Annotated in this window: 18 protein-coding genes and 1 tRNA gene; 3 read left to right on the top strand and 16 right to left on the bottom strand. The window is 50.3% G+C overall.

Going from position 1 to position 24,567, the window contains the following annotated elements:
• Positions 1 to 24: 24 nt before the first annotated feature.
• Both DCW36_RS12075 and holA read right to left on the bottom strand, forming a co-directional pair.
• Positions 25 to 3,102, bottom strand: a complete 3,078-nt coding sequence (locus DCW36_RS12075) for a tetratricopeptide repeat protein (protein WP_114781548.1) — start codon at positions 3,100 to 3,102, stop codon at positions 25 to 27.
• A gap of 385 nt (positions 3,103 to 3,487) precedes the next feature.
• A complete protein-coding gene (gene holA / locus DCW36_RS12070; protein WP_114781547.1) occupies positions 3,488 to 4,534 on the bottom strand; it encodes a DNA polymerase III subunit delta in 1,047 nt (348 codons plus the stop codon).
• 565 nt (positions 4,535 to 5,099) lie between these two features.
• Between holA and tyrS the strand changes: the two genes are divergently transcribed.
• Positions 5,100 to 6,404: a tyrosine--tRNA ligase gene (tyrS, locus tag DCW36_RS12065; RefSeq protein WP_114781546.1), complete on the top strand. Its 1,305-nt coding sequence runs from the start codon at positions 5,100 to 5,102 to the stop codon at positions 6,402 to 6,404.
• A gap of 84 nt (positions 6,405 to 6,488) precedes the next feature.
• On the opposite strand, the gene DCW36_RS12060 is transcribed toward tyrS, so the two are convergent.
• Entirely contained in the window at positions 6,489 to 6,674 is a 186-nt protein-coding gene (locus tag DCW36_RS12060) for a histone H1 (protein WP_114781545.1), read from the bottom strand.
• Positions 6,675 to 6,779: 105 nt separating this feature from the next.
• On the bottom strand, positions 6,780 to 8,018 hold the full coding sequence (locus DCW36_RS12055; RefSeq protein WP_114781544.1) for an aminotransferase class I/II-fold pyridoxal phosphate-dependent enzyme: 1,239 nt from the start codon (positions 8,016 to 8,018) through the stop codon (positions 6,780 to 6,782).
• Between the two features lie 215 nt (positions 8,019 to 8,233).
• On the opposite strand from DCW36_RS12055, the gene accC reads away from it, so the two are divergent.
• Positions 8,234 to 9,733: an acetyl-CoA carboxylase biotin carboxylase subunit gene (accC, locus tag DCW36_RS12050; protein WP_114781624.1), complete on the top strand. Its 1,500-nt coding sequence runs from the start codon at positions 8,234 to 8,236 to the stop codon at positions 9,731 to 9,733.
• A gap of 76 nt (positions 9,734 to 9,809) precedes the next feature.
• On the opposite strand, the gene DCW36_RS12045 is transcribed toward accC, so the two are convergent.
• The 9 genes from DCW36_RS12045 to DCW36_RS12005 all read right to left on the bottom strand — a co-directional run bounded on the left by DCW36_RS12045 (position 9,810) and on the right by DCW36_RS12005 (position 20,930).
• Positions 9,810 to 11,051, bottom strand: coding sequence for a S8 family peptidase (locus tag DCW36_RS12045; RefSeq protein WP_240676155.1), 1,242 nt, complete (start codon positions 11,049 to 11,051; stop codon positions 9,810 to 9,812).
• A gap of 629 nt (positions 11,052 to 11,680) precedes the next feature.
• Entirely contained in the window at positions 11,681 to 12,400 is a 720-nt protein-coding gene (gene bshB1 / locus DCW36_RS12040; protein WP_114781543.1) for a bacillithiol biosynthesis deacetylase BshB1, read from the bottom strand.
• A gap of 8 nt (positions 12,401 to 12,408) precedes the next feature.
• A complete protein-coding gene (locus DCW36_RS12035) occupies positions 12,409 to 13,452 on the bottom strand; it encodes a M23 family metallopeptidase (protein WP_240676154.1) in 1,044 nt (347 codons plus the stop codon).
• Between the two features lie 424 nt (positions 13,453 to 13,876).
• Positions 13,877 to 14,815, bottom strand: a complete 939-nt coding sequence (gene trxB, locus DCW36_RS12030) for a thioredoxin-disulfide reductase (RefSeq protein WP_114781542.1) — start codon at positions 14,813 to 14,815, stop codon at positions 13,877 to 13,879.
• A gap of 151 nt (positions 14,816 to 14,966) precedes the next feature.
• On the bottom strand, positions 14,967 to 15,830 hold the full coding sequence (locus tag DCW36_RS12025; protein WP_007656436.1) for a sigma-70 family RNA polymerase sigma factor: 864 nt from the start codon (positions 15,828 to 15,830) through the stop codon (positions 14,967 to 14,969).
• A gap of 192 nt (positions 15,831 to 16,022) precedes the next feature.
• Positions 16,023 to 18,161, bottom strand: coding sequence for a polyribonucleotide nucleotidyltransferase (gene pnp, locus DCW36_RS12020; RefSeq protein WP_114781621.1), 2,139 nt, complete (start codon positions 18,159 to 18,161; stop codon positions 16,023 to 16,025).
• Between the two features lie 136 nt (positions 18,162 to 18,297).
• Positions 18,298 to 18,573: a 30S ribosomal protein S15 gene (rpsO, locus tag DCW36_RS12015; RefSeq protein ID WP_114781620.1), complete on the bottom strand. Its 276-nt coding sequence runs from the start codon at positions 18,571 to 18,573 to the stop codon at positions 18,298 to 18,300.
• Between the two features lie 430 nt (positions 18,574 to 19,003).
• The gene (locus DCW36_RS12010) at positions 19,004 to 20,425 is read right to left on the bottom strand and encodes an LptF/LptG family permease (RefSeq protein ID WP_114781541.1); all 1,422 of its coding nucleotides are present in this window, start codon (positions 20,423 to 20,425) and stop codon (positions 19,004 to 19,006) included.
• 100 nt (positions 20,426 to 20,525) lie between these two features.
• Positions 20,526 to 20,930, bottom strand: a complete 405-nt coding sequence (locus DCW36_RS12005; RefSeq protein WP_114781540.1) for an START-like domain-containing protein — start codon at positions 20,928 to 20,930, stop codon at positions 20,526 to 20,528.
• 136 nt (positions 20,931 to 21,066) lie between these two features.
• Between DCW36_RS12005 and DCW36_RS12000 the strand changes: the two genes are divergently transcribed.
• Positions 21,067 to 21,143: transfer RNA gene (locus tag DCW36_RS12000), tRNA-Met, on the top strand.
• Positions 21,144 to 21,414: 271 nt separating this feature from the next.
• On the opposite strand, the gene DCW36_RS11995 is transcribed toward DCW36_RS12000, so the two are convergent.
• The 3 genes from DCW36_RS11995 to DCW36_RS11985 form a co-directional block, all read right to left on the bottom strand.
• Positions 21,415 to 22,404, bottom strand: coding sequence for a 2-hydroxyacid dehydrogenase (locus DCW36_RS11995; RefSeq protein WP_114781539.1), 990 nt, complete (start codon positions 22,402 to 22,404; stop codon positions 21,415 to 21,417).
• A gap of 72 nt (positions 22,405 to 22,476) precedes the next feature.
• The gene (locus DCW36_RS11990; RefSeq protein ID WP_114781538.1) at positions 22,477 to 23,748 is read right to left on the bottom strand and encodes a Y-family DNA polymerase; all 1,272 of its coding nucleotides are present in this window, start codon (positions 23,746 to 23,748) and stop codon (positions 22,477 to 22,479) included.
• Positions 23,749 to 23,754: 6 nt separating this feature from the next.
• Positions 23,755 to 24,207 carry a LexA family protein gene (locus DCW36_RS11985; RefSeq protein WP_114781537.1) on the bottom strand — a complete coding sequence of 151 codons (453 nt, stop codon included), beginning with the start codon at positions 24,205 to 24,207 and terminating at the stop codon, positions 23,755 to 23,757.
• Positions 24,208 to 24,567 lie beyond the last annotated feature (360 nt).

Here is a 24,567-nt window from a genome sequence, read left to right as displayed (position 1 = left end):
TTCTGCTCTTAATCTGATTTCAATTTACCTGGCCGGCTTTGGTTGCGACTGCTGCGGTTGGGTTCTTTGCTGACTTGCTCCGGCACCTGTACCGGCAGCATTCAGTTTGGCCAGTTTCTCTTTTGCTTCGGCCACAATTTCAGGAACAGGTGAGCCTGCTATAATGGATTCTAAAGTAGATTTCGCCTGGAACATATCGTTCTCTGCCACAAAAATATCGGCTATGAGCAGGTAATCTTTGCCCAGCCAGAAATCGTAGTTCGAGAATTTTTTCGGGAATTCAATAAACGCTAAATCGAAGGCTTCTTTGTACTTCTTCTGCTTGTACAGGATTTCTGCTACCAGGTACTGGGCCTCGGCGCCATTTATATCGGATGCGATCTTAGCTGCTTCTTTGAGTTCCGTCAGCGCCTGGTCCAGGTTACCCTGTGCGTAAGTAGCCTTGCCCCTGTACAGCAATGCGGTGTTCATGGCATTGAGGGCAGAATTTCCCTGGCTGATCAGGTCGTTGGCAATGCGCTTGGAACCGGCGTAGTCGTTGGTGAGGTAATAGCTCATCATCAACCCGATCAGGGCATTTGCCTGCTCATTCCGGTTGCTTGCCACATCCCGCAGACGTGAATAATATTTAATGGCTTCCGGGTAGTTCTTGGCCTGGAACTCGGCATCGGCTACTTTCAGGATAGCGCGGTTCACGTATTCGGAACGGTTTTCGGTTACGACCTCCTTCATGCGTTGCAGCCCGACTTCTTTGTTGTTGCTGCGCATATAGGCATCTGCCAGGAAGTAACGGGCGTTGCTCACATAGGTGCTGTTCGGGTACGTTTTAATAAAGGCCTCCAGCTTCGGAATAGCCAGGTTAAACTTCTCACTGAAGTAAAGACCTTTAGCCGCCTCAAACTCAACGCTTTCTGTTGCTGTACTTTCAGGATTTGCCGCCTTAAAGCGGGCCAGGTAGGCATCAAATTCGCTGCTGCGGTCCTGTGTATTCAGAACATCCTGTAAGCTGTAAAGCACACCACTCGCCACCGGTGAAGATGGATACTGGTCCAGCACCCGTTTGTAGTCCTCGATGGCTTCGTTGTGGCGCTGCACGTTGGAGTACGCGATACCGCGTTTCTGCAAGGCATTCGGAACCAGCCTGCTGTCCGGCTTGGACTGGATAAGCGTGGTGAAACCGGTAATGGCCTGTTGATAATTCCCTGATTCGAAATCGAGCAGCGCCCGCTGGTAGATGGCGGCATCGGCATAGCGGGAGTTCGGAAACTGTTCAGCCACCGTCTGCAGGTTCTGTGCCGCCTGCTGCCGCTGGCCTGTTATGCCCAGGATCACCCCTTTCTGGAAATAGGCATAGTCCCGGTCAGGAGAACTGGAAGCCAGCACCCGCTCGTAAAGTCCCAGGGCCTCGCTGTAATTCTTATTTACATAATAAGTATCGGCTAAACGCACCGTTGCGTCGTGGTAATTCGGGTTGCTGGGCTGAATCGCATCGAGATACGCTTTAAAGTGCCCGAGCGCTTTGTCGTACTGCTTGGTATTGTAATAGGCATAGCCGATTCCGTAGCGCGACTTCACATAGTATTCTGCACTGGAAGAAGGACTGTTTCGGAAAACGGCGGCGTAGCTGTTAATGGCATCGTCGTACCGGTGCCCGATGGAATACGCCTCGCCTTTCAGGAAATGGCTGGCAGCTGTCACCTCTTTGTCGTAAGGGTACTGCAGCGACTTATCGAGCATGGCCACCGCCTGCGGAAATTTTGCTTCGTTAAACAGGTTGACGGCATGGTAATAGGTTACCCGCTGGTAAGTCTGCAGGATTCGCCAGCTTTTCTTGGGCAAATTCTCGATGTGGCGGATAGCCTCCGGGTAGTTGTTCGAGGTAAAATAAGCTTCGCTCAGGAGGTTATCGGCATCGGTTCCCAGTTCGGAGTCCGGAAAATCGTTGTTGAAGTTTGCCAGCGCATTGATCACCTCCCTGAAGTTTCCAAGCTCATAATTTACCTGGGCGTATTTAAGCGTAGCAGCTTCTGTCACATCTTTATCGATGCTGTTTTTTCGGGCCTGGTCGAAAGCGGTAAGCGCAAAAGGTTTGTTATTTTCCTTTAGGTAGCTCAGACCCAGGTAATAGGCGGCATTCTGGCCAAGTGCATTTTTCTTTAAGGCAATGTCCTTAAAGTTGGCGATGGCACTTTTGAAGTCGTCGTTTTTATAGGCGGTGAAGCCAATTTTATACTGCACGACTTCATCCAGGTTGCGTTTGCCTTTTGCGTATTGTTCGAAATAAGTAGCAGCCGTTTTATATTCGGCCCGCTGGTAGTAGGCATCACCTATCAGCAGCGCAATTTCGTCGGCCTGCTGGGGCTTTGGCGTGGCTGCTAAAGAAGCTTCGCCGTAGCGGATTACCTCGTAAATATCATTCTCCTTGTACAGGATCTCCGTGATCATGTACGGCACAATGGTTTTATACGCCTCGCTTTTTTCGGCAATCTTAAAATCGTTTTTGGCGGCGGCATAGTCGCCGTTACGGTAGGCGATGTAACCGGCGTAGTAATTCGCGGCATAGGCGAAGCGGTGGTCGTCGTTGCGGAAGCCGGTGGTTTTTGTTTTATCGAAATAGGGCTTGGCTTTGTCGAACTGTTTGGTGGCAAAGTAGGAGTAGCCGATTTTAAAATCGAGTTCCTTGTTTTGCGTGATGCCCAGCAGGTGCGTCGGGGCCTGCGTCAGGAGTTCTACCGCCCGCTCGTAGTCTTTGTTCTCGAAATAGTAGAGGCCCAGTTCGTAATTGGCGAGTGCCGTTTTGGGGTGCGCCGGATAGTTACGCGCAAAAGCTAAAATAAGCTGCTCTGCATCCGGGTGCAGCAGGTATAAACCGCTCAGCGCATAGTAATATTGCGCATCTGCCGTTTTGGCTTCATCGTCTTTCAGCTCAATATACTTGCGGAAAGCTTCCTGTGCCGGACCGTATTTTTCCCGGTCGAACAGCTCGATTCCTTCGTGGAAATACCGCTCCTCCGATGTAAAGACCTGCGTATGCTGCGCCTGGGCCAGATTAGCTCCGCCAACCAGGGCCGATGCAAGCGCTACTTTATAACCTAGCTTCATATGTTAATGTTTTGCCGTGTTTAGGCTCAAAAATATATCGTTTACAATAATAGCCGGAACTGTTCCGGTCTCAGCCCCAACAGGTCCGACACCATCATCAAAGTTAAGAAAAATTGCCGACCTCCCGCCCCTCTTCCGGGTATTCTGCAAAACTAAAACAGCAGTGGCTGTGGTGGCAACGGCTGCAACAAGTTTTTTTGGCCCGGAATGCAAAAATTAATCTGCAGCTGCACTCACCACTCCCACTGCTCCTCCTTTATGCTCTGGAAGAGGCAGCGAAACTTTTCTGCAGCAGCCTCCACTCCCGCTACAGCACCCCGACAAGTTAACGCACTACTAAAAAGGCGGCGGCTGCAAAATATTGTACTGCCCGGCAAAAATTACTTTAAGAGGCCAGTGCCCTCGGCACCGGGTGCAGCACCTTAAACACTAGTTCCCGCAGTATTTCGGCTTCGGCCATGTTGCCCCCGCTGATGCCCTTTACCTGCAGGTCTGCTACCCGGATGTAGTGAATGATGTCGATTACCCGCTGCACATGAAACACCCGCAATGCATGCATGTATTCCTTGGCCAGGAAAGCCCGGTTGCCTAAACTTTTTTTCACTGCCGCCTCCGATTTATCTGCATTCATGTGCAGGCACAAAAGCTTGGTGAAGAAGGAAAACAGCAGGCTCAGGTTCGGGATGAGCGGGTTGTCTTTGGGATTAGCCTCAAAATAACGGATAATGCGGTTTGCCTTCAGCGCATCCTGTGCAATCAAGGCGGTCTGCAGCTCAAAGATGTTGTATTCTTTGCTGATGCCCACATTTTCCAGCACCACCCGCTCGTCGATGCTCTGCCCCGGCTTCAGGTTAATGAGCAGTTTGTCAATCTCGTTGGAGAGGCGCGACAAATCAGAGCCAATGAACTCGCTCAGCAGCATCACCGCCTTTGGGTTGGCCTGCAGGCCTTTTGCCTTCACGTAACCGGTTATCCAGGCAGGCACCTGGTTTTCGTACAGCTTTTTGGTAGTCAGCAGCACGGCATGTTTGCTCATCAGGGTCGCCAGTTTTTTGCGGCCGTCGAGCGTTTTGTGCTTGTAGCAAAACACCAGGATGGTAGAGGGCAACGGGTTCTGCAAGTAGGCCTCCAGTTGCTTTACCCCGTCTTCCCGCTCCAGGTCCTGCACCGACTGCGCCTCCTTCACAATCACCACCTGCCGCTCCGACATCATCGGGAAGCGCTTAGCCTGCAGCAGGACAGTAGCCACGTCCACATCCTTGCCATACAGCACCACCTGGTTAAACCCCTTCTCATGCTCCTGCAGGGCATTGGCTTCTATGTAATCGGCAATAACATCGATGTAATACGTTTCCTCGCCCTGCAGAAAGTATACAGGAGCGAACTGCCGTTTCTTGAGCTGCTCTAAAATGCCTTCGGGTGTATGCGCCATTCGTTCGTGTAAGGGTTGTGGTTGTCGTAAACACAAATTTAAGCCATTGTGCCCAATATCCTCTAATAAAAATCGGGCCAGGTTTATTTTAAAAATACTATATTATTGACCGCTGATGGTAGACTTGGATGATTTTTGTGATTTTGACCGTTGATGGTAGTGATGGAATGATGGGTGTGATTTTTTATTTGTCTGACTCAGGATTATTTTGTCTGAATCAGGATTAAGCGGATTAAAGGATTTACAGGATTTTTTGTCTGAACACGATTAAGAAGATTTAAGGAATAACAGGATTGGGTTTGTCTGTGGTTCGTGCAGGAGACGTAGTTCGTGCAGGAGACGCGGGCACCGCGTCTCTACAGCTAACACACCTGACCTCTTACCTTTCTGTTACAGGGTTGAAAATGTTCAACCCCTACAAAATCTCTACCTCTCTACCTCTTTACCTCCTAAACTCCCAAACTCCCAAACTTCCAAACTTTCTAACTTTCTAACTCCTCAACTCTCTAACTCCAAAACTCCTAAACTATTTTTATCTTTGCCCTGAACAGACGCATTTGATTACATGAATCTTATTGAAGAACTGAGATGGAGAGGCATGCTCCATGATTTCATGCCTGGTACGGAAGAACAACTGGCTTCCGGGATGACCACCGGGTATATTGGATTTGATCCGACGGCTTCTTCCCTGCATATCGGCAACCTGGCGACAATTATGTTGTTGGTGCAACTGCAGCGGGCCGGACATAAACCAGTGGCGTTGGTGGGTGGTGCAACCGGCATGGTGGGCGACCCTTCGGGCAAATCGTCGGAACGTAACCTGCTGGACGAGGAAACCTTACGTGCCAACCAGGAGGGCATCCGGAAACAACTGGAGAAATTTCTGGATTTTAATGCTGGCGCCAATTCAGCCGAGATGGTGAACAACTACGACTGGTTTAAAGAATTCAGCTTTCTGGAATTCCTGCGCGATGTAGGCAAGCACCTTACGGTAAACTACATGATGAAAAAGGAGTCGGTGCAGAAGCGCATCAATGCCGATGAGGAGGGTGACCGTGCCGAAGGTATCTCCTTTACCGAATTTTCCTACCAGTTGCTGCAGGGCTACGATTTTTACCACCTCTACAAGCACAACAACGTGCGGCTGCAGATGGGCGCATCTGACCAGTGGGGCAACATTACCACCGGCACCGAACTTATCCGCCGGATGGACGGAGGCAAAGCCTATGCACTGGTAGGTAAACTGGTTACCAAATCAGACGGCACCAAGTTCGGCAAGTCGGAAGGTGGCAACGTTTGGCTGGACCCGGCCATGACTACTCCCTACAAGTTCTACCAGTTCTGGCTCAACCTGACGGATGAGGAAGCGGCGAAACTGATTAAAGTATACACGCTGCTGCCGAAAGAAGAGATAGACCGGCTGACAGAAGAGCACCAGCAGGCACCACACCTGCGCATCCTGCAGAAGGCCCTGGCTAAGGATGTGACTATTCGCGTGCATTCCGAAGAAGAATATCATGCTGCCGTAGATGCCTCTGAAGTTTTATTTGGAAAAGGTGACCTGGAAACGCTCCGGGGCCTGAGAGAAGATGTTTTGCTTTCTGTTTTCGAAGGTGTGCCTTTCATAGAGGTTTCTAAAGCGAGTTTTGAAGAAACCCCTACCGTAAGCGATTTACTGGCCGAAGTTACCGGCGGAAACATCTTCGAATCGAAAGGCGAAGCCAAGCGCATGATCAAGAATGGTGGTGTTAGCATCAACCGCCAGAAGGTACAGGGGCCGGACGATAAAGTGGAGTATGAGCTGCTGCAGCAAAAGTACCTGGTCGTGCAGAAAGGCAAGAAAAACTACTACCTCGTTTCTGTTATCTAATTAATAATCAACGCATTAAAACAAAAGAGGGTAGCTTGAAAAAGCTACCCTCTTTTGTTTTAATGCGTTGCCGAAGCGTGTAAATTACTTTGCTTCGCTGTTTTTCATGTCCTGAACTTCCTTACGGATATCCTGTGCCATGTTTTTCAGATCCTGCATGCCTTTACGTACACGTGTACCAGCAGCTGCATTTTTCTTGTCGTAGAACTTTTCGAAGTCAGATTCCAGCGACATCACTAAGTCCTTCAGTTTACTAAAGTTGTTGTTCATCAGAGCTATTATTATAGTTAAACAATTGGTTTTGCCGCTCCAATATACAAATTATATTATAACAACCAAAAATTACTATTTTTTAATATAGCCCTTTACGACGCGTTAAGCAGGAACTTGCGACTTCGAGTATAAACCTTTGTCCAGTTTGGATGCAATTTTTTCGAAGGCTGCAATGGTCTCCTCCACATCTGCCAGCGTATGTGCCGCTGTCGGGATAAGGCGAAGCATGATCACGTCCTTCGGCACTACCGGGTACACTACAATGGAACAGAAGATGCTATAGTTTTCGCGCAGGTCCAGGGTAAGCTGGGTGGCATCCGGAATCTGTCCGTTCAGGAATACAGGTGTAACCGGCGAGGTTGTAGTACCAATGTTAAAGCCTTTTTCACGCAGGCCGCTTTGCAGGGCGCCTACCACTTCCCAAAGCTTGTCTTTCAGTTCAGGCTGTGTACGCAGCAGTTCCAGGCGCTTTAAGGCTCCTACCACCAGCGGCATAGGAAGCGATTTAGCAAAAATCTGGGAACGCATGTTGTAGCGCAGGTATTCTACCACCTGCTCGTTAGAAGCGACAAAGGCCCCGATACTGGCCATCGACTTGGCGAAGGTAGAAAAGTAAATATCAATGCCGTCCTGCACGCCCAGGTGCTCTCCGGTTCCGGCACCGGTTGTACCCATGGTTCCGAAGCCGTGTGCATCGTCAACAAACAATCTGAAATCATACTGCTCTTTCAGGGCCACCACTTCATCCAGTTTGCCCAGGTTACCGGACATACCGAACACACCTTCGGTTATCACTAAGATGGCACCGCCTGTATTTTCTGTCCAGCGCTTGGCACGGTCGAGCTGCTTTTTCAGGTTGTCCATGTCGTTGTGGGCATACACAAAACGCTTGCCCTGGTGCAGGCGAACGCCGTCGATAATGCAGGCATGCGACTCGGCATCGTATACAATCACATCGTGGCGGTCAACCAGCGCATCGATGATCGAAACTACTCCCTGGTAGCCAAAGTTAAGCAGCATCGCATCCGGTTTCTGCACGAAATCGGCCAGTTCCGACTCGAGTTTCTCGTGCAAGTTAGAGTTGCCCGACATGATACGCGCGCCCATTGGTGTGGCCATGCCCCACTCAGCAGCAGCCTCCGCATCAACTCTGCGTACCTCCGGGTGGTTGGCCAGCCCCAGGTAGTTGTTAAGGCTCCATGTCAGCACTTCCTTTCCTCTGAACTTCATGCGCGGGGCAATTTCCCCTTCAAGTTTCGGAAATGTAAAATAGCCATGCGCATAATGTGAGTGGCTTCCCAAAGGACCTCTGTTGGTCAACAACTTTTCAAATAAATCCACCGTGTGTAATAAATTAAGTTCTCGAGATGATTTCTGTTTATAGGGCTCGCTTTTTTTAGCGCTCTAATAAAATTTTACTTTAATGCGCTGCAAATTTATATTTTTAATGTATGATAAGCAATTTTATAAAAGTTTGATAAGCAGCTTTTTTAACTACTGCTTTTAAGTTTAAGCGCAAAACACTTTATTTGAAAGAAATAAACCGCCGCTCCTGCATGAGAAAAATAAATAAAATTCTGGTCGCAAACCGGGGGGAAATTGCCCTGCGGGTTATGCGATCGGCAAAAGAAATGGGAATCCGCACGGTAGCGGTTTACAGCGAAGCAGACCGTAACGCCCTGCATGTTCGCTATGCCGACGAGGCAGTGTGTGTAGGTGGCCCCAAATCGGCCGACTCTTACCTGCGGGGTGATGTCATTATCGCTGCGTGCAAGCAGTTGCAGGTCGACGCCATTCATCCGGGCTACGGTTTCCTTTCGGAGAACGCTGCGTTTGCCCGGAAAGTACAGGAAGCAGGCCTGATCTTTATTGGTCCTTCGCCCGAAGCCATTGAGCTGATGGGCAGTAAACTCGCAGCAAAGGCTGCTGTAGCCAGATATAACATTCCTATGGTACCCGGCACCGAAGAGGCCATTACCGATGTGGAAGCTGCCAAGCAGGTGGCAAAACAGGTGGGCTTTCCGATCCTGATAAAAGCCAGTGCAGGCGGCGGCGGCAAAGGCATGCGCATTGTAGAAGGTACCGATCATTTTGAAGAGCAGATGCGCATGGCTGTCAGTGAGGCGACCTCTGCCTTTGGCGATGGCGCTGTGTTTATCGAAAAATACATCGGTTCACCGCGCCACATCGAAATCCAGGTGCTGGGCGATACCCACGGCAACATTGTGCACCTGTTCGAGCGCGAATGTTCGATCCAGCGCAGGCACCAGAAAGTTATCGAAGAAGCCCCCTCCGCTGTGCTCACCCCTGCCCTCCGCGACGAAATGGGCCTTTGTGCCGTTAACGTGGCCAAGGCCTGCAATTATGTGGGGGCCGGTACGGTAGAGTTTCTGCTGGACGAGCACATGAATTTTTACTTCCTGGAAATGAACACGCGCCTGCAGGTGGAGCATCCGGTAACGGAGCAGATAACAGGGCTGGATCTGGTGAAGGAGCAGATTCACATTGCGGAAGGCAACGCGCTCCCTTTTACGCAGGAAGAGCTGCAGCTAAACGGCCATGCCCTGGAACTGCGCGTGTATGCCGAAGATCCTGCCAACAATTTTTTACCTGACATCGGCCGACTGGCAACCTACAAACGCCCGCAGGGCCTGGGCGTGCGCGTAGACGATGGCTTTGAGCAGGGCATGGAAATCCCGGTTTATTACGACCCGATGATTGCCAAACTGGTTACCTTTGGGAAAGACCGTACCGAAGCCATCTCTAAAATGTTGCGGGCTATTGAAGAATACCAGATTACCGGCATAGAAACCACGCTGCCCTTCGGAAAGTTTGTTCTGCAGCATGAGGCTTTTGTTTCCGGTAACTTTGACACTCACTTTATTGACCGGTATTTCAGGCCGGAATTGTTAGAAGAGGCAGCAGATGAAGACACAGAGTCAATTGCCGCCGTTTTGGCTGCTACGCTGCTTTTTCAGCACACCGCTTCTTCCAAACCGGAACAAGCTCCCGACGGCCCCGCTGCTTCCAACTGGCGCAAGAACAGGCTCTCCTGATCCGTACTTTCCATAACGCAACAAAGGCCACCCAAACGGGCGGCCTTTGTTGCGTTATAATTCAAGCTATGAATTCTTAGTTAAGAGAAGCGATGGGATCAGCTTTAGAATCTTTATCGCCGGTGATCGTTCCTTTCGCTACTACAGTGCCTTTCAGCAACAGGATACCAGCTACGTGCGGGGCGGCAAAGGAAGTACCGTAGGCGCCGCTTCCGATTGAACCACCTTTGGTAGTAGTCGTTACGTTCACACCCGGGGCAGAGAAGTCTACAGATAAACCATAGTTCGATCTGCTCCACAGCCTGCCGTAGCTGTCCATAGCTGACACGGTGTACACACCAGGAGCGTTCAGTCGGGCAGGAGAAGTAGAAGCACAATCCACAGCACTGTTACCGGCTGCAATGGCAAACTTTATGCCTTTAGAGGCTGCACTCTTTACCAGGTAATCCAGGGTAGAAGAGATACCGCTACCGATGCTCATGTTCACCACATCACCAGCTTTGGCATTCATGTTCACGTGGCTCACTGCAGAGATAGCGCTTGACAGCGTACCGGCTCCTGAATCGTTGAACACGCGCAGGGCAACTACTGTAGCACCTGAAGCCACACCGATCATGCCTCTGCCGTTGTTTTTAGCAGCAATGATACCGGCTACCGTTGTTCCGTGGCCATAGCCATCTTCTATAGAGGTTGTACCGCTCACAAAAGACTTACTTCTGGATCTGTCTACTGTCAGGTCCGGGTGGTCTGTATCCACACCAGAGTCGATGATCCATACTGTCTTTCCGCGTCCGTCGCCGTAGCCTACGCGCTGGATGTTCCAGGGAACTATCTCTCCAGACATTGGCGTAATGGTACCTACTGTACCTTGCGCGGTGATCGATCCTTCTGCCGAAGCAGTGGTGTTAGAGGAAGTGATGCCTCTGTCAATGTTGATGATCTTGTCCTGCTCTACGTAAGCCACTTCCGGGTTATTACGCAGCTCCTGGAGCTGGTCGGCCGTCAGGCGGGCAGCAAAACCCTTTACAGCTCCCTGGAAAGTCTCTTTCACAGCACCAGATTCAATGCCTGACTGTGCCAGCACCGACTGGCGGGTAGTAGCTTCGCCCATGGCCGAGATGCTGTTGGTAGAACCATCCTGGAATACCACGATGTACTGTCCTTCAATAGCCTGTCCGCTTGTGCCGGAAGTCTGCTGAACATCGGTTGGGGCAGCAAACTGTTGCTCCATCAACTCTTCTTTCTGGCAGCTGGAAAGTACCATGGCTGAAGCGAGAGCAGTAAGAGAGAGTGCTTTTCCGAATGTGAACTTTTTCATAGTATTTGTTTAAGTTGAAAACTTCTTAATCTTAAAAGCTATTCCTTTATATAATTCTTAAAGTAATTTCTTTTTTGGCTGACTTTCATTTTAGCTGTCAGTCAGGTATATAACCAATCCGGAACGTCTATTAGTTCCGATGAGCAAGCCATCAGCCAGCAAGCTACTTCAAAATTATCGTGGGAAATGCTCTGAAAATATTCACTATTTTGAGGGTATATCCGGAAAAAAGGCCACCCCTTTACGTATCATGATACATTCAAATAAAGAAATTGTATTTTACTTTTTAACAACAAACCACCTCTTTAGATAAAATATTTTTAAAATTTTTCTCCTTATTTTAAATTATTACCAAATATCGCCTGAAAACGCATTTTTAATTTTTGAAACGGGGACAGGTAAAAGCTGTAATCGGGCCCTGAAGAAGCAGCTAAGGCAATGGTGGCAGCAGCAGTAATGCTTTTGGAGGGGTTTTAGGTTTGCTGCACCAGCCACCACAGCCACTGCTCCCCGCAAACAGCTGCCTTTTTGTGGGTTAGTAGCATAAACTTCGCTGTTCAAAAAGCCAAAGAGGCTGCCCCGATGAGTCGGAACAGCCTCTTTGGCTTTTTTTGTTATTATATAGCCGCCTAAAGCAGGTCGAAAAAGCTACGTACGCCAATATGGCGCTCTTTGGTAAAGCCTTCGCCGTAGGTCACGCCTATCGAATGGCCAAGTTCCAGCGCCCGTGCCTCCACAAACTTTAAGAACTCAGGCGACGAGATATAGGTATTCGGCGACGAATCATCGGGGTTATAGAACTGCGAGCGAAAAGCACGTATGCTTTCCATCTTGCGCTCCCAATACGGGGTTACGTCCACTACAATATCCGGGGTAATCAGGCGGTCCTGTATGTAATGATACACGACTTTCGGACGCCAGGGCTGTTGCGCTTTCCAGTCCTCTCCTACTGTTTCTATTTTTTTAAGTCCGGCAAAGAAACAAGCTTCCGATACAACCAGGGAACCTCTCCCATGGTCCGGGTGGCGGTCATGCACAGCATTTGCTATGACTATTTCCGGTCTGTACTGCCGTATCTTCCGGACAACCTGCAGCTGGTGTTCTTTGTCGTTGGCAAAAAAGCCGTCGGCAAACCCCAGGTTATCCCGTACTGCGATCCCCAGCACGCGGGCTGCATCTTCGGCCTCGGCCAGTCGTAGTTCCGGTGTACCTCTGGTGCCCAGTTCTCCTCTTGTCAGGTCAACAATGCCCACCTGCTTTCCTGCTTCTACATGGGCAATGATGGTGCCGGCACAGCCTAGTTCTATGTCGTCGGGGTGCGAGGCAAATGCAAGTATATCCAGTTTCATGAAATCGTTTATTTAATTCTTAGTTTTCGGCCCACCCGCAGGGTGGTGCGTGCACTTATACCGTTTAATTTTGTAATCTGGCTAACGGAAACACCATATCTTTTGGCAATACCCGATAAGGTATCGCCGCTCCTGATGCTGTGGTACATCGTCCTGCGTCCGCCGGAGGAGCTGCCCTTTGCCCGGTTGTAGTAATTAAACACCGCCGCCGTAATCTGGAAATTCTCCCCTTTCAGCAGGTAGTCCGGGAAATCGTAGATAAGCTCGGGGTCCAGGGGGTTGCCCATAAACCGCACCTCGTAGTGCAGGTGCGGGCCTGTGCTGCGGCCAGTGCTGCCGCCCAGGCCCAGTAGTTCGCCTGCCTTTACAAATTGCCCGGGCTGGGCAATGGCTTTGCTCATGTGCCCGTACAGGGTTTCCAGGCCATTGTAGTGGCGCACGACAATATAATTCCCATAGCCGCCGCCGTCCCACTTGTTTATCCGGACTACGCCATCGAAGGCTGCATAAATAGAATCGCCGGTATCCAGGTCTATATCTGTGCCGTAGTGCCAGCGGGAGCCCCGGTGCCCGAAATGGCTCGTAACCGGCGTCTTCTCCAGGGGCATGTTGTAGTCGCGGTTGGCAAGTTTATCGTAAAGCGTAATATCTACCGTATCTTTTAGCTGGCGGGCATCCATGCGGTAGGGATTGATGTTGCGTGTGTCCCAGATGGCATAGTAACCGGCAATCCTGATCCAGGAGGAGTCTACCAGCATCTCTTCCGACACTTCCACAATATGCTGTTCTCCCAGGTCGAGTTCCGTTGTATCTTCGCTTACAATAGAAAGTTCTTTTTTCGGATTGAAGTTGATCGATTTCCCAGCATCAGACCCCTCCGGAAATTCCTCATACTTGATCAGGATGGTGGTATCGGGCCTGACATATTGTATCTTGGGCGATTTGACCTTAAACAGGTCTTTCACTTTGCCCTGGGCTGCCACACTTCCGGCACCACACAGGCTGCAAAGCAAAAAGAGTACAATAAAGAAGGGTGCTTTAAAATTTAACATTCGCATTAAATTGGGCGGTGTTGGAGTTTTTTGAAACATGCTTGCAAAATAAACTCAAAAACTGCCGTTTTATTGTAAAAAAGAGCCGTTCAGGCTGGTCTGTCAACTGTAGCTTCTTAACTGTCAGCTTCGTAAAAACCAATTTCAGGGCAAAGTAAGTTCCTATTGGCAACAGAATTACAGCAGAATGCCAGGCAAAGCATGTGCCGGAAACGGAAGCTATCCTCCATCGGCTGTACCACCCACCATTCCCTTAGCTCCTTATCAGGCAATTTCAGTTCTGCTGCACCAGCCACCACAGCCTCTGCTCCTGCATAAGCTGGCTATCGGTAAGCTTTATTACCGCAAAAAAGAACCCGCTACAGAAGCTGTTGCAGCAACTTCTGTAGCGGCAGGAAAACAACAGCAGCAGCTACTGCCAACCTTAATGCAAATCGCGCGAAGCCAGGTAACGCTCGGCGTCCAACGCGGCCATACAACCGGTTCCAGCTGCTGTTACGGCCTGGCGGTAGGTAAAGTCCTGCACATCGCCGCAGGCAAAAACGCCGTCGATATTGGTTTTGGAGGTACCAGGTATCGTCCGGATGTAGCCGTTCTCGTCCAGGTTCAGGTATTCTTTAAAAATCTCGGAATTTGGCTGATGCCCGATGGCTACGAAAAAGCCGGTTACCGGAATTTCGCGCGTTTCGTTCGTAAGCACGTTCTTGAGCCGCACGCCTTCTACCGCCTGCTCGCCCAGCACTTCTTCTGTTACCGAATTCCAGACAATCTCGATGTTTGGCGTCTTCTTCACCCGCTCCTGCATAATCAGGGAAGCACGCATCTCGTCGCGGCGGATGATCATGTATACTTTCCGGCACAGGTTCGCCAGGTACGTGGCCTCTTCTGCCGCCGTATCGCCTGCTCCTACGATTGCTACATCCTGGCCCCGGTAAAAGAACCCGTCGCACACCGCACAGGCCGATACGCCATTGCCGTTCAGGCGCGCCTCCGACTCCAGCCCCAGCCACTTGGCCGAAGCACCTGTCGAGATGATCACAGAGTCAGCCAGGATAACCTGCTGCTCGTCAATCGTCACTTTATGGGGCTGCGAAGAGAAATCAACGGCAGTAGCTATGCCGTAGCGCACGTCGGTTCCGAAACGCTCCGCCTGCTTCTTAAAGTCCTCCATCATCTGCGGCCCGTTTATTCCCTCGGGGTAACCGGGATAATTTTCTACATCGTTGGTGATGGTAAGTTGCCCGCCGGGTTGCAGGCCCTGGTACAGTACAGGACTAAGACCAGCCCTGGACGCGTAGATGGCAGCCGTGTAACCTGCTGGTCCAGAACCAATAATAAGGCATTTTACTTTTTCTATTTCCATGATTTGGGGATGCGATACTAAATTTGGATGCAAGTATACAAAAATTATCGCCCTTTGCCTGCATTTGGCTTTTCAAAAAGGCTGGTACACCTGCCCCTAAAAAAACAAAGCCCTGACTTTTGGCCAGGGCTTTGGAGGTAACTTGCAGTAATTAACCCAGATAGGGTTTCAATGCTTTGCTTCGGGAAGTATGACGAAGACGTCTGATTGCCTTTTCTTTTATTTGGCGTACACGTTCGCGTGTCAGGTTAAATTTCTCTCCTATTTCTTCCAGTGTTAACGAGTGTTCCCCGTTCAACCCGAAGTACAAGGTAATCACATCTGCCTCACGCTTGGTAAGAGTAGAAAGGGCACGCTGTACTTCTTTGCGAAGCGAGTCGTTCATCAGCCCGGTATCCGGCGATTCTTCATCCTCGTTCTCCAGCACGTCCAGCAACCTGTTTTCTTCGCCCTGCACAAAAGGTGCATCCACCGATACGTGGCGTCCGGAGATTTTCAGTGTATCTACCACCTCGGCAGTAGTCAGTTCCAGCACTTCGGCAATTTCTTCCGGAGATGGCTCCCGCTCAAACTTCTGCTCCAGTTCGGAGAATGATTTGGAAATCTTATTCAGGGATCCGACACGGTTCAGGGGCAGACGCACAATACGCGACTGCTCGGCCAGTGCCTGCAGAATAGACTGGCGAATCCACCATACGGCATATGAGATAAATTTGAAGCCCCTTGTTTCGTCGAAACGCTTAGCTGCTTTAATCAAGCCCAGGTTACCTTCGTTAATCAGGTCTCCTAACGAGAGGCCCTGGTTCTGGTACTGCTTGGCTACCGACACCACGAAACGCAGGTTGGCTTTTGTTAATTTCTCAAGTGCAAACTGATCTCCCTCTTTAATCCTTTGTGCTAACGACACCTCTTCATCCGGAGTAAGCAAATCAACTTTACCAATCTCCTGCAAATACTTATCAAGTGACTGGCTTTCTCGGTTCGTGATCTGTTTGCTTATCTTGAGCTGTCTCATCAGATTTGTTATTAATCAATTTATATGTAAACTATTTTTTCGGCTTTGAATTGTTAACACCAGAAAATCGGGCAAAGTTCTTACTTATCCGAAATAAAATCAAGAACTATAGCAGCAGGAGTAGAAAAAAGCACTCCTGGTACTGCGCTTCTGTAGTTAAGCGCCTGTACCAGGAGTGTTTAAGCTAAACAATTAGCCTTGGTTAGGGGCATCTGTTTTAGGCAGAGCCGCTTTGCGGGAAAGCTTGAACTTGCCTGTTTTCTTATCTACATCGATCAGCTTCACCTTCACTTCTTCGCCAATCTCGAGCACGCCATCCATTGTTTCGAGGCGCTCGTGCTTGATTTCGGAAATGTGCAGCAAGCCGTCTTTACCAGGCATGAACTCCACAAAGGCACCGTATGGCTGGATAGACTTCACTTTACCAATGTAAATCTCACCGATTTCAGGCTGGGCTACGATGGCTTTGATCTTGCGCACCGCATCGTCCATGGAGTCCTGGTTGTTGGCGAAAATGTTCACGTGGCCTTTCTCATTCTTCTCTTCGATGATGATGGTAGCGCCAGTGTCTTTCTGGATCTGCTGGATAACTTTACCGCCTGGTCCGATTACCGCTCCGATAAACTCTTTGTCGATGATCATGTTGTAAGAGCGTGGTGTATGCGGCTTGTAATCTACGTTCGGCGAAGAGATAGTTTTGGCCATCTCGCCCAGGATATGCAAACGACCTGCTCTTGCCTGCGCCAGCGCCTGGCTCAGTACATCATGCGATAAGCCTTTTACTTTGATGTCCATCTGGCAGGCCGTGATACCTTTCTGCGTACCGGCTACCTTAAAGTCCATATCGCCCAGGTGGTCTTCATCGCCCAGGATATCGGAAAGAACAGCAAATTTATGGGTTTTCTCATCCGTGATAAGTCCCATGGCAATACCGGCAACGGCATCTCTTACGGGCACACCGGCATCCATCAGCGCTAAGCTGCCTGCACAAACCGTTGCCATAGAAGACGAACCGTTCGACTCCAGGATATCAGAAACAATACGGATGGTATATGGATTTTCGGAATCCGGTGGAAGCACCTTTTTAAGTGCTCGCAGCGCCAGGTTACCGTGTCCTACTTCTCTTCGGCCCGGGCCTCTGTTTGGCTTCACCTCGCCGGTGGAGTAGGCAGGGAAGTTATAGTGCAACAGGAACTTGTTTGTGCCTGATACCATGGCGCTGTCGATCAGCTGCTCGTCCAGTTTGGTACCAAGGGTAACCGTAGTAAGCGATTGCGTTTCGCCACGGGTAAAGATGGCCGAACCGTGTGTAGCCGGCAGGTAATTGATTTCTGTCCAGATCGGGCGAATCTCGTCCAGCTGGCGGCCATCCAGGCGTACACGATCGTTCAGGATCATGTTGCGAACGGCATCTTTCTCAGCCTCGTGGAAATACCTGTTTATGAGAACCGGATCATAGGGATGGTCTTCCGGAAGGGTAGCCATGTACTCTTCCAGCACACTTTTAAAGCCTTTTTTACGCTCTGCTTTTACAGCGCTGCCTCTCTTGGCAACTTCATAGGCTTTGTCGTAAGTAGCTTTGTAGATTGCCTCGCGAAGTTCTTCGTCAGAGCTTTCGTGCAGGTATTCGCGTTTCTCCAGCTTGCCAACCATCTCCGCCAGTTCCAGTTGCGCCTGGCACTGTACTTTAATGGCTTCGTGGGCAAAAGCGATTGCCTCGAGCATTTCTTCTTCCGAAACCTCGTTCATCTCCCCTTCCACCATCGTCACGCTGTCCATAGAGGCACCCACAATCATATCGATGTCGGCACGCTGCAGGTCGTTAACACCAGGGTTAATCACAAGCTGTCCATCAATACGGGCAACACGTACTTCCGAGATAGGACCGTTGAACGGAATATCCGAAACAGCCAGTGCAGCAGAAGCGGCCAGTGCAGCAAGTGCATCCGGCATGATATCCGTATCAGCCGAAATCAGGTTGATAGACATCTGTGTTTCTGCATGGTAGTCGTCCGGGAACAGAGGACGCAGCACGCGGTCTACCAGGCGCGACACCAGGATTTCGTAATCCGAAAGTCTCGCTTCCCTTTTCAGGAAACCACCGGGTATTTTACCGGACGAAGCAAATTTTTCCTGGTAATCCACGGAGAGCGGCAGGAAGTCTACTCCCTCGCGGGCTTCTTTTTGTGAAACTACAGCTGCCAATAGCATGGTGTTACCCATTTTCACAACTACGGAGCCATCTGCCTGTTTGGCTAATTTACCAGTTTCTATTGTTATCTCCCGGCCATCCGGAAGAAGGATTGTTTTGTTTATCGCAGTATAAGGCATCTTCATTATTTTTTTAGCATCAAAAAAGACAGGGCTACCCATTGTGGCCGCTGTCGGTACTGGCAAAAAGGAAAGGCTTGGAATAACTAGAAAAAGAATAGGGAATTCCTGTATGAATTCCCTAGTAAATATAAGCTTATTTTCTGATACCTAGCTCACCGATGATCGCTCTGTAACGCTCAATATCATTTTTGGCCAGGTAGTTAAGTAATCTTCTTCTTTTACCTACCAGTTTAAGAAGACCAAGACGGGTGCCGTAGTCTTTCTTGTGTATTTTAAGGTGCTCTGTCAGGTCAGCGATGCGCGTAGAGAAAAGCGCGATTTGAGCTTCAGCAGAACCTGTATCAGCCTTTGATTTGCTTTGGCTGTACTTTTCAAAAATTTCTTGTTTCGCTTCAGTAGTTAATTTCATTGCGTATTTTAAAATATCAAACTGTTTTTTTCTTAAACCCAGGTAGCCATATAAGCCGCAAAGATATAAAATTTTATCTTCAACAAAAAACAAATTTACTTATTCGTTACAGGTTATTTATTACCAGGGAAATCAGGTTAGTTGTCATAAAATGTTTTCTGCTCCTGCCACCATTGTCTCTGCTGCTTGTCTGAACCGTTGATTTTTTGTCTGAATTTGGATTCGCCAGATTTATGGATTAACAGGATTAAGATTGTTTGTGGTTCGTGCAGGAGACGCGGGCACCGCGTCTCCTGCACGAACCAATCTCTCTACCTTTCTGTTACAGGGTTGAAGATTTTCAACCCCTACATGTTCACTACCTTTCTACCTTTCTACCTTTCTAACTCTTAAACTCCCAAACTCTCTACCTCCCAAACTCTCTAACTTCCTAAATGCTGTCCAGCTTTTTGCGGCGCAGGCGTTCCATCAGTTTGCGCCAGAAGTCGACTTCCAGCAGGCTGGAATCGTTTCTGGCCTGGTAGAGGAAGAACAACCCGATGGGCAGCAGAATAATATTGGCGCCCCACATGCCTAGCCCCACGGAAACCAACCCCTCCCGGGCCCACTTCTCGCCCAGAATGGCCAGCACATACATAATAATAAAGAAGATGATCGAAATGATAACCGGTACCCCCAGCCCGCCTTTCTTGATAATGGCGCCAAGTGGGGCACCGATCAGGAACATGATCAGGATGGCAGCCGACTGCGTATATTTTCGCCATATTTCGATCTCGTAATTATTTGCTTCGCGCCGGGCATGGTTCAGGCGCTCCATATAGCTTTCGATAAAACTCTTGATATTCCGTGCCCTGTTGATCGCGCCATTCGCCACATCCGTACTTATAGGCGGCAGTTCCCGCTCCAGCTGCTTGTCGAGCAGCCTGAAGCCATTTTTTACCTGGCCGGTATCCGCTTTAAAATAAGCATAAAAGGGCTCTATGTTGGGCGGAAACATTTGCACCTCTTTTTCCCGGTGCTGCCGCAGCGAGTCGGTTACCACGTTTAGCTGCCCGATGTTTTTCATCATTTTGTTGTCGGCAAAATACTCTTTCCGGGTACGCTCCAGGCTGAAAGACGACAGGTTAAAGATAATCTTGCTTTGCTCAAAATTCTGCCGCACGTACTGCTCGGTCGAACTCCGGATACCGCCATCGCTCTGCTCCACATAGGTATTGCCGTCGAACAGTTCCAGCACCAGGTAATTGTCGTTGTACTCAGTGTACATGGTTCCCGAATCGGCGAGGATAACGGTGGTATTGGCGCCTCCTTTGGAATGGTCGTAAATCATGACATCCCGCAGCGAACGCCCGTCGTTGAATTTTTCGTTTATTTTGATGCTGTACCCCGGCAGGCCGTTGTAAAAGGCGCCTTCCTTAAAGTTCATGGCAGGCTTTTTCTGGCGGATATCCCAGAGCAGGCTGTAGGCGTTCAGGTTGGCCTTGGGCACAATTCTGTTGTTGAAAAAGAAAGCGCCCACCATAACACCCACCACCAGCACAAACACCGGCATCAGGATACGCGGCAGCGCTATGCCCGAGGTTTTGATAGCCGTCAGTTCGTGGTGCTCGCCCAGGGTACCAAAGGTCATGAGCGACGACAGCAACACGGCCAGCGGCAGTGCCACCGGGGCCATGTTCAGGCTGAAGTAAAAGAGCAGTTCGGCAAATATCTCCCCTCCAAGGTCTTTTCCAACCAGTTCGTCGAGGTACTTGAGCATGTACTGCGTGAGCAGAATAAACTCCACTACCGCAAATGTGAGAAAGAAGGGGCCGATAAACGACCGAAGTATAAGCTTATCTAGTTTTTTCATGTTAGCCAACAAAGCAAGGTAGCGTGCCGGCTGCTACAGTGCCGGTATACTAACAGGTGCCTCCAAAAATCGTGCAAAGATAGGCATTATCATGCGGACTTTACCCACCAATTATCTCGCGCAGGTTCTGGATGAGGTATTCCCAGAGTTCTTCCATCTCTTCCTGGTCGTCTTCCTCCGAATAATCGATTACTTTAAGGTACTGCTCCTGTGTCAGTTCGCTCGACTCGATTGAAAAATCTACATAAGGTGCGTCCGGAACGTGGTTTTTATCATCGTCCAGGAAAATAAAGCGCACCGACCGGTTTACCCGGTGGCCGGTCATTTCGGCAAAGTGGCTGCGCCCGTCCCAGATGAAATTAAAGTTTTTGTTCTCGTCGATTTTGACATCATCGCAAAACCACTGTGCCAGTCCGCCCGGCGTGCTCAGGTAAGGATAAAGCAGCTTGGCAGATGCGTTTATCGGGTATTCGCGCACAAACTTTGTCTTTTTCGTTTTCGTCATAGGAACCTGTCGTAAGTGTTTGAGTAAGTATAGTATTAATTTCCGGTTCTGTAAACATGTTGAAAATAAAATATTTTTTTTCTGGGCGAACTATTGCGCATATAAAAAAATATTACCTACATTTGCAGCACAATTCGGCGGGGTAGCTCAGATGGTTAGAGCGCAGGATTCATAACCCTGAGGTCGGCAGTTCGATTCTGCTCCCCGCTACCAGAGCCCCGGTTCCTAACAGGTTCCGGGGCTTTTTGTTTGCATTGCCTCCGGCTTTGCATTCCAAACGGCCTTTTTATTCTGCAGCACCTGCCACCACAGCCGCTGCTGCTCTGCTGCTACCATCAGACTGACACAACATGTTACACGCAATACCAGCCGGCACAGAAAACAGGCTCTCAGCTTCTTTTTACGACTGATAAAATTTCTTTATCAACTGTTAGCCAATAACTTTTAGGAACCGTAGCTCATTTTTTTGCTGCAGCAGCTGTTTTTACTCCGGTTTACCTGCCTTTACCTCCGGATTTACCAGATGCGGCACCGGCTCTCCTTTATAAAAGGCAACGATGTTCGCTGCTGCTAACCACGACATCTGGCTCCGGGCTTCCACGGTGGCGGAACCAATGTGGGGCAGCACTGCTACATTTTCCATCGCCAGCAAGGGGTTGTTTGGTTGCATGGGCTCCGGGTTGGTCACATCCAGGCCAGCCCCCCAAATGTCACCTTTTTTCAGCGCCCGGATTAGATCCTTCTCCTGGTGCACCCCTCCTCTGGCGGTATTGATAAAAATAGCAGATCGTTTCATCCTGCTGAATGCCGTGCTGTTAAAAATACCTGTTGTTTCCCCGCTCAGCAGGCAGTGCACCGACAGCACATCGCTCTGCATAAGCAAATCGTTAAAGCTGACGCGCCTCGCCCCTACCTCCTTTTCAGCTTCGGGATTCGGATTGCGGTTGCAGTAGATCACTTCCATGTTATACGCCCCTTTGCAGCGCCTGGCCATTTCCAGCCCGATACGCCCCAACCCGAAAATGCCCAGCGTTTTGTTTTTCAGCTCCATCCCCAAATTGGCCTTCGGACTGAAGCTGCGCCACTCGCCATTAATTATCTTCTTGTGCAAATGAAACATCTTCCGGGACACAGCAATCATCAACCCGAAAGCAACATCGGCAGTGGCTTCGCTCATGGCATGCGGGGCGTTGCCCAGTGGGACGCCCAACCGTGTGGCGGTTGCCACATCCATGTTATCGTAACCGGCAGCAAACTGCGAAATGATCTCCAGGTGGCGGCAGCTGTCGAGGAAGGCAGCGTCTATCCGGTCGGCACTGGTACAGAGCAGCGCATCGTGTTGCCGGGCCTCCTCCAGCAGTTCGGCCTGTGTCATGGGCCTGTTTTTTGTCCAGACGGTTACTTCAAATCCTTCCTGGCGAAGCAGGTCAACGCCAACGTCCGGCAGATCTCTGGTGACGAGTACTTTTTTCATGTTACTTGCTGTGCGATTCAAAACAAAGATAGCTTAATTTAACCAGCTGCTGCACCAAAGGCCGCTACCTGTTTACCTTGCCCGGATTATTTCATCGAGGCGCGTGGTGTAGCAGGGCGAGCAGTGTTCCTGGCTCATAATCCACCTTTGGGCGGTGCCCTGTACCCCGTTCTTCACCACCCCATGCCCGAACCGGTCGCGGAGGCTGTCGAGCGCCTGCATGAGTTTGGCCTGCTTTTCAGACTGCTCTCCGCCAAAAAGTGTGAGCTGCACCTGCGTTTCGGGCACCAGCTCCGAGAGGATAACCCCTGTTTTGTTGTAGCGGTAGCCGTGCCGGAACATGCCCCGGAGCAGGCGGCGGGCCTGGTGCAGCAACTCCAGTTCGCTGCCGGTAGGGCCGGGCAAACGGGCGGTGCGGCTGTCGTAGTACTGCTGCTCTTTGGCGGCAAAGCGGCTGGTGGTCAGGAAAACGGTGAGGGCGCCGGCACAGCTGTGCTGCTTCCGGAGTTTGGTGGCGCAACGCACCACGTGCGTCGCCAGCGCCTCTTCGATGTCGGTCAGTTCGGTCAGGGGGCGGCTGAAGGAGCGCGAGGTGCAGATGTTCTGCTTGGCCGGCACCTCCAGCTCCAGGTCGGCGCAGGGCTCGCCACGCAGCTCCCGCACCGTGCGCAGCCCCGTTACCGCCATGTGCTTTTTTACCCACGCATCGGGCAGGTTGCGCAGGTCCAGGGCCGTGTGCACCCCCTGCTGCCGAAGCCGCTGCGCATGCTGCCGCCCAATGCCCCACACATCCTCCACTGCCGTACGCTGCAGTGCCTCTTCTATCGCCTGCGCCTCCGTCAGCACCAGTACGCCTGCTGCATCTGTCCATTTCTTCGATAAGCGGTTAGCCAGTTTCGCCAGCGTTTTGGTAGGCGCCACCCCCACCGACACCGGAATGCCGGTCCAGAGCTTCGTTGTTTCTTTTATCTCTTTGGCATAAGCAGCCACATCGGGGTGCGCCAGGAAATCGCCCAGGTCCAGGAAACTTTCGTCGATGGAGTACACCTCCAGGCTGGGCGTGAACTGCGCCAGCGTGTTCACTACCCGCCGCGACATATCGCCATACAGCTCGTAGTTCGAGCTGAACACCTGCACCCCGTGTTGCTTTACCAGTTCCCGCACCTCAAACGCCGGTTGCCCCATTTTGATGCCCAAAGCCTTGGCCTCGTTGGAGCGGGCGATAATGCAGCCATCGTTGTTGCTCAGCACCACCACCGGCTTCCCCTCCAGCCGCGGGTCAAACACCCGCTCGCAGGAGGCATAAAAGTTATTGCAATCCACCAGGGCAAACAGCGACGTCATAAGCAGCTACAGTTTTTTGACCACGCCCACTATCACTCCCCAGATGCGGCCAGCATCCGGGTTCTCAACTTTCAGGGCGCTGTAGTTGGGGTTCTCGGGCACCAGGTACGTCCCGTCCTTTTTAAACAGCAGGCGCTTGATGGTAAACTCGCCTTCCACAAACGCCAGCACGATTTTACCGCTTTCCGGTTTCACGGAGCGGTCTACTACGGCCAGGTCGCCGGGCTCTATGTGCGCGCCAATCATGGAGTCGCCTTCCACTTTCACCAGGAAGGTGGAGGTAGGGTTCTGGGTGATGTAGCTGTTCAGGTCAATCGGCTCGGCCGAATAGTCTGCTGCCGGACTCGGAAAACCGGCCCGCACCGTTGCCGCAAAAAGCAACAGGACAGCATGCGCCTCGGTACTGATGCCGTGTACCACCAGCTCTTCGGGTGTTATAGGTATTATCTTCGCTTCCATTACTGCTCTTTTACGAAGCAAATTAGCAAAAGCTATATATAAAACTAAAATATTTAGCTTTTAAAATGGTTTTATTTTCTATCCCGTTGATAAACAGGCCTTGTTTAACTAAATATTTTAGCAAATAAAAAGTTGTCTGAACCGTTGATTTTCGCTGATTTAATTGATTACTGTGATTTCTTTGTCTGAACACGATTAAATGATTAATGGATTACTAGGTAAATGATCAATGGATTACCAGGAGCAGCGGCAATGGTGGCTGGAGCAGAACAACTTATTTTGTCTTAACCTTTGATTTTTGTGATTAAATTGATTGGCTTGATTTTGTCTTGCTACATTTCCTGCTGCCGAAATAGGTTC

This window comes from Botryobacter ruber, assembly GCF_003347595.2.
Taxonomy (GTDB): domain Bacteria; phylum Bacteroidota; class Bacteroidia; order Cytophagales; family Hymenobacteraceae; genus Pontibacter; species Pontibacter ruber_A.
The sequence above is the reverse complement of the archived record's forward strand: the minus strand, read 5'-3'. Positions and strand labels throughout refer to the sequence as shown.

Excerpts from the sequence above, each read along its gene's own strand:
- DCW36_RS12075 (WP_114781548.1), bottom strand. The coding sequence starts at position 3,102 with ATGAAGCTAGGTTATAAAGTAGCGCTTGCATCGGCCCTGGTTGGCGGA.
- holA (WP_114781547.1), bottom strand. The coding sequence starts at position 4,534 with ATGGCGCATACACCCGAAGGCATTTTAGAGCAGCTCAAGAAACGGCAG.
- tyrS (WP_114781546.1), top strand. The coding sequence starts at position 5,100 with ATGAATCTTATTGAAGAACTGAGATGGAGAGGCATGCTCCATGATTTC.
- DCW36_RS12060 (WP_114781545.1), bottom strand. The coding sequence starts at position 6,674 with ATGAACAACAACTTTAGTAAACTGAAGGACTTAGTGATGTCGCTGGAA.
- accC (WP_114781624.1), top strand. The coding sequence starts at position 8,234 with ATGAGAAAAATAAATAAAATTCTGGTCGCAAACCGGGGGGAAATTGCC.
- DCW36_RS12045 (WP_240676155.1), bottom strand. The coding sequence starts at position 11,051 with ATGAAAAAGTTCACATTCGGAAAAGCACTCTCTCTTACTGCTCTCGCT.
- bshB1 (WP_114781543.1), bottom strand. The coding sequence starts at position 12,400 with ATGAAACTGGATATACTTGCATTTGCCTCGCACCCCGACGACATAGAA.
- DCW36_RS12035 (WP_240676154.1), bottom strand. The coding sequence starts at position 13,452 with ATGTTAAATTTTAAAGCACCCTTCTTTATTGTACTCTTTTTGCTTTGC.
- trxB (WP_114781542.1), bottom strand. The coding sequence starts at position 14,815 with ATGGAAATAGAAAAAGTAAAATGCCTTATTATTGGTTCTGGACCAGCA.
- DCW36_RS12025 (WP_007656436.1), bottom strand. The coding sequence starts at position 15,830 with ATGAGACAGCTCAAGATAAGCAAACAGATCACGAACCGAGAAAGCCAG.
- pnp (WP_114781621.1), bottom strand. The coding sequence starts at position 18,161 with ATGCCTTATACTGCGATAAACAAAACAATCCTTCTTCCGGATGGCCGG.
- rpsO (WP_114781620.1), bottom strand. The coding sequence starts at position 18,573 with ATGAAATTAACTACTGAAGCGAAACAAGAAATTTTTGAAAAGTACAGC.
- DCW36_RS12010 (WP_114781541.1), bottom strand. The coding sequence starts at position 20,425 with ATGAAAAAACTAGATAAGCTTATACTTCGGTCGTTTATCGGCCCCTTC.
- DCW36_RS12005 (WP_114781540.1), bottom strand. The coding sequence starts at position 20,930 with ATGACGAAAACGAAAAAGACAAAGTTTGTGCGCGAATACCCGATAAAC.
- DCW36_RS11995 (WP_114781539.1), bottom strand. The coding sequence starts at position 22,404 with ATGAAAAAAGTACTCGTCACCAGAGATCTGCCGGACGTTGGCGTTGAC.
- DCW36_RS11990 (WP_114781538.1), bottom strand. The coding sequence starts at position 23,748 with ATGACGTCGCTGTTTGCCCTGGTGGATTGCAATAACTTTTATGCCTCC.
- DCW36_RS11985 (WP_114781537.1), bottom strand. The coding sequence starts at position 24,207 with ATGGAAGCGAAGATAATACCTATAACACCCGAAGAGCTGGTGGTACAC.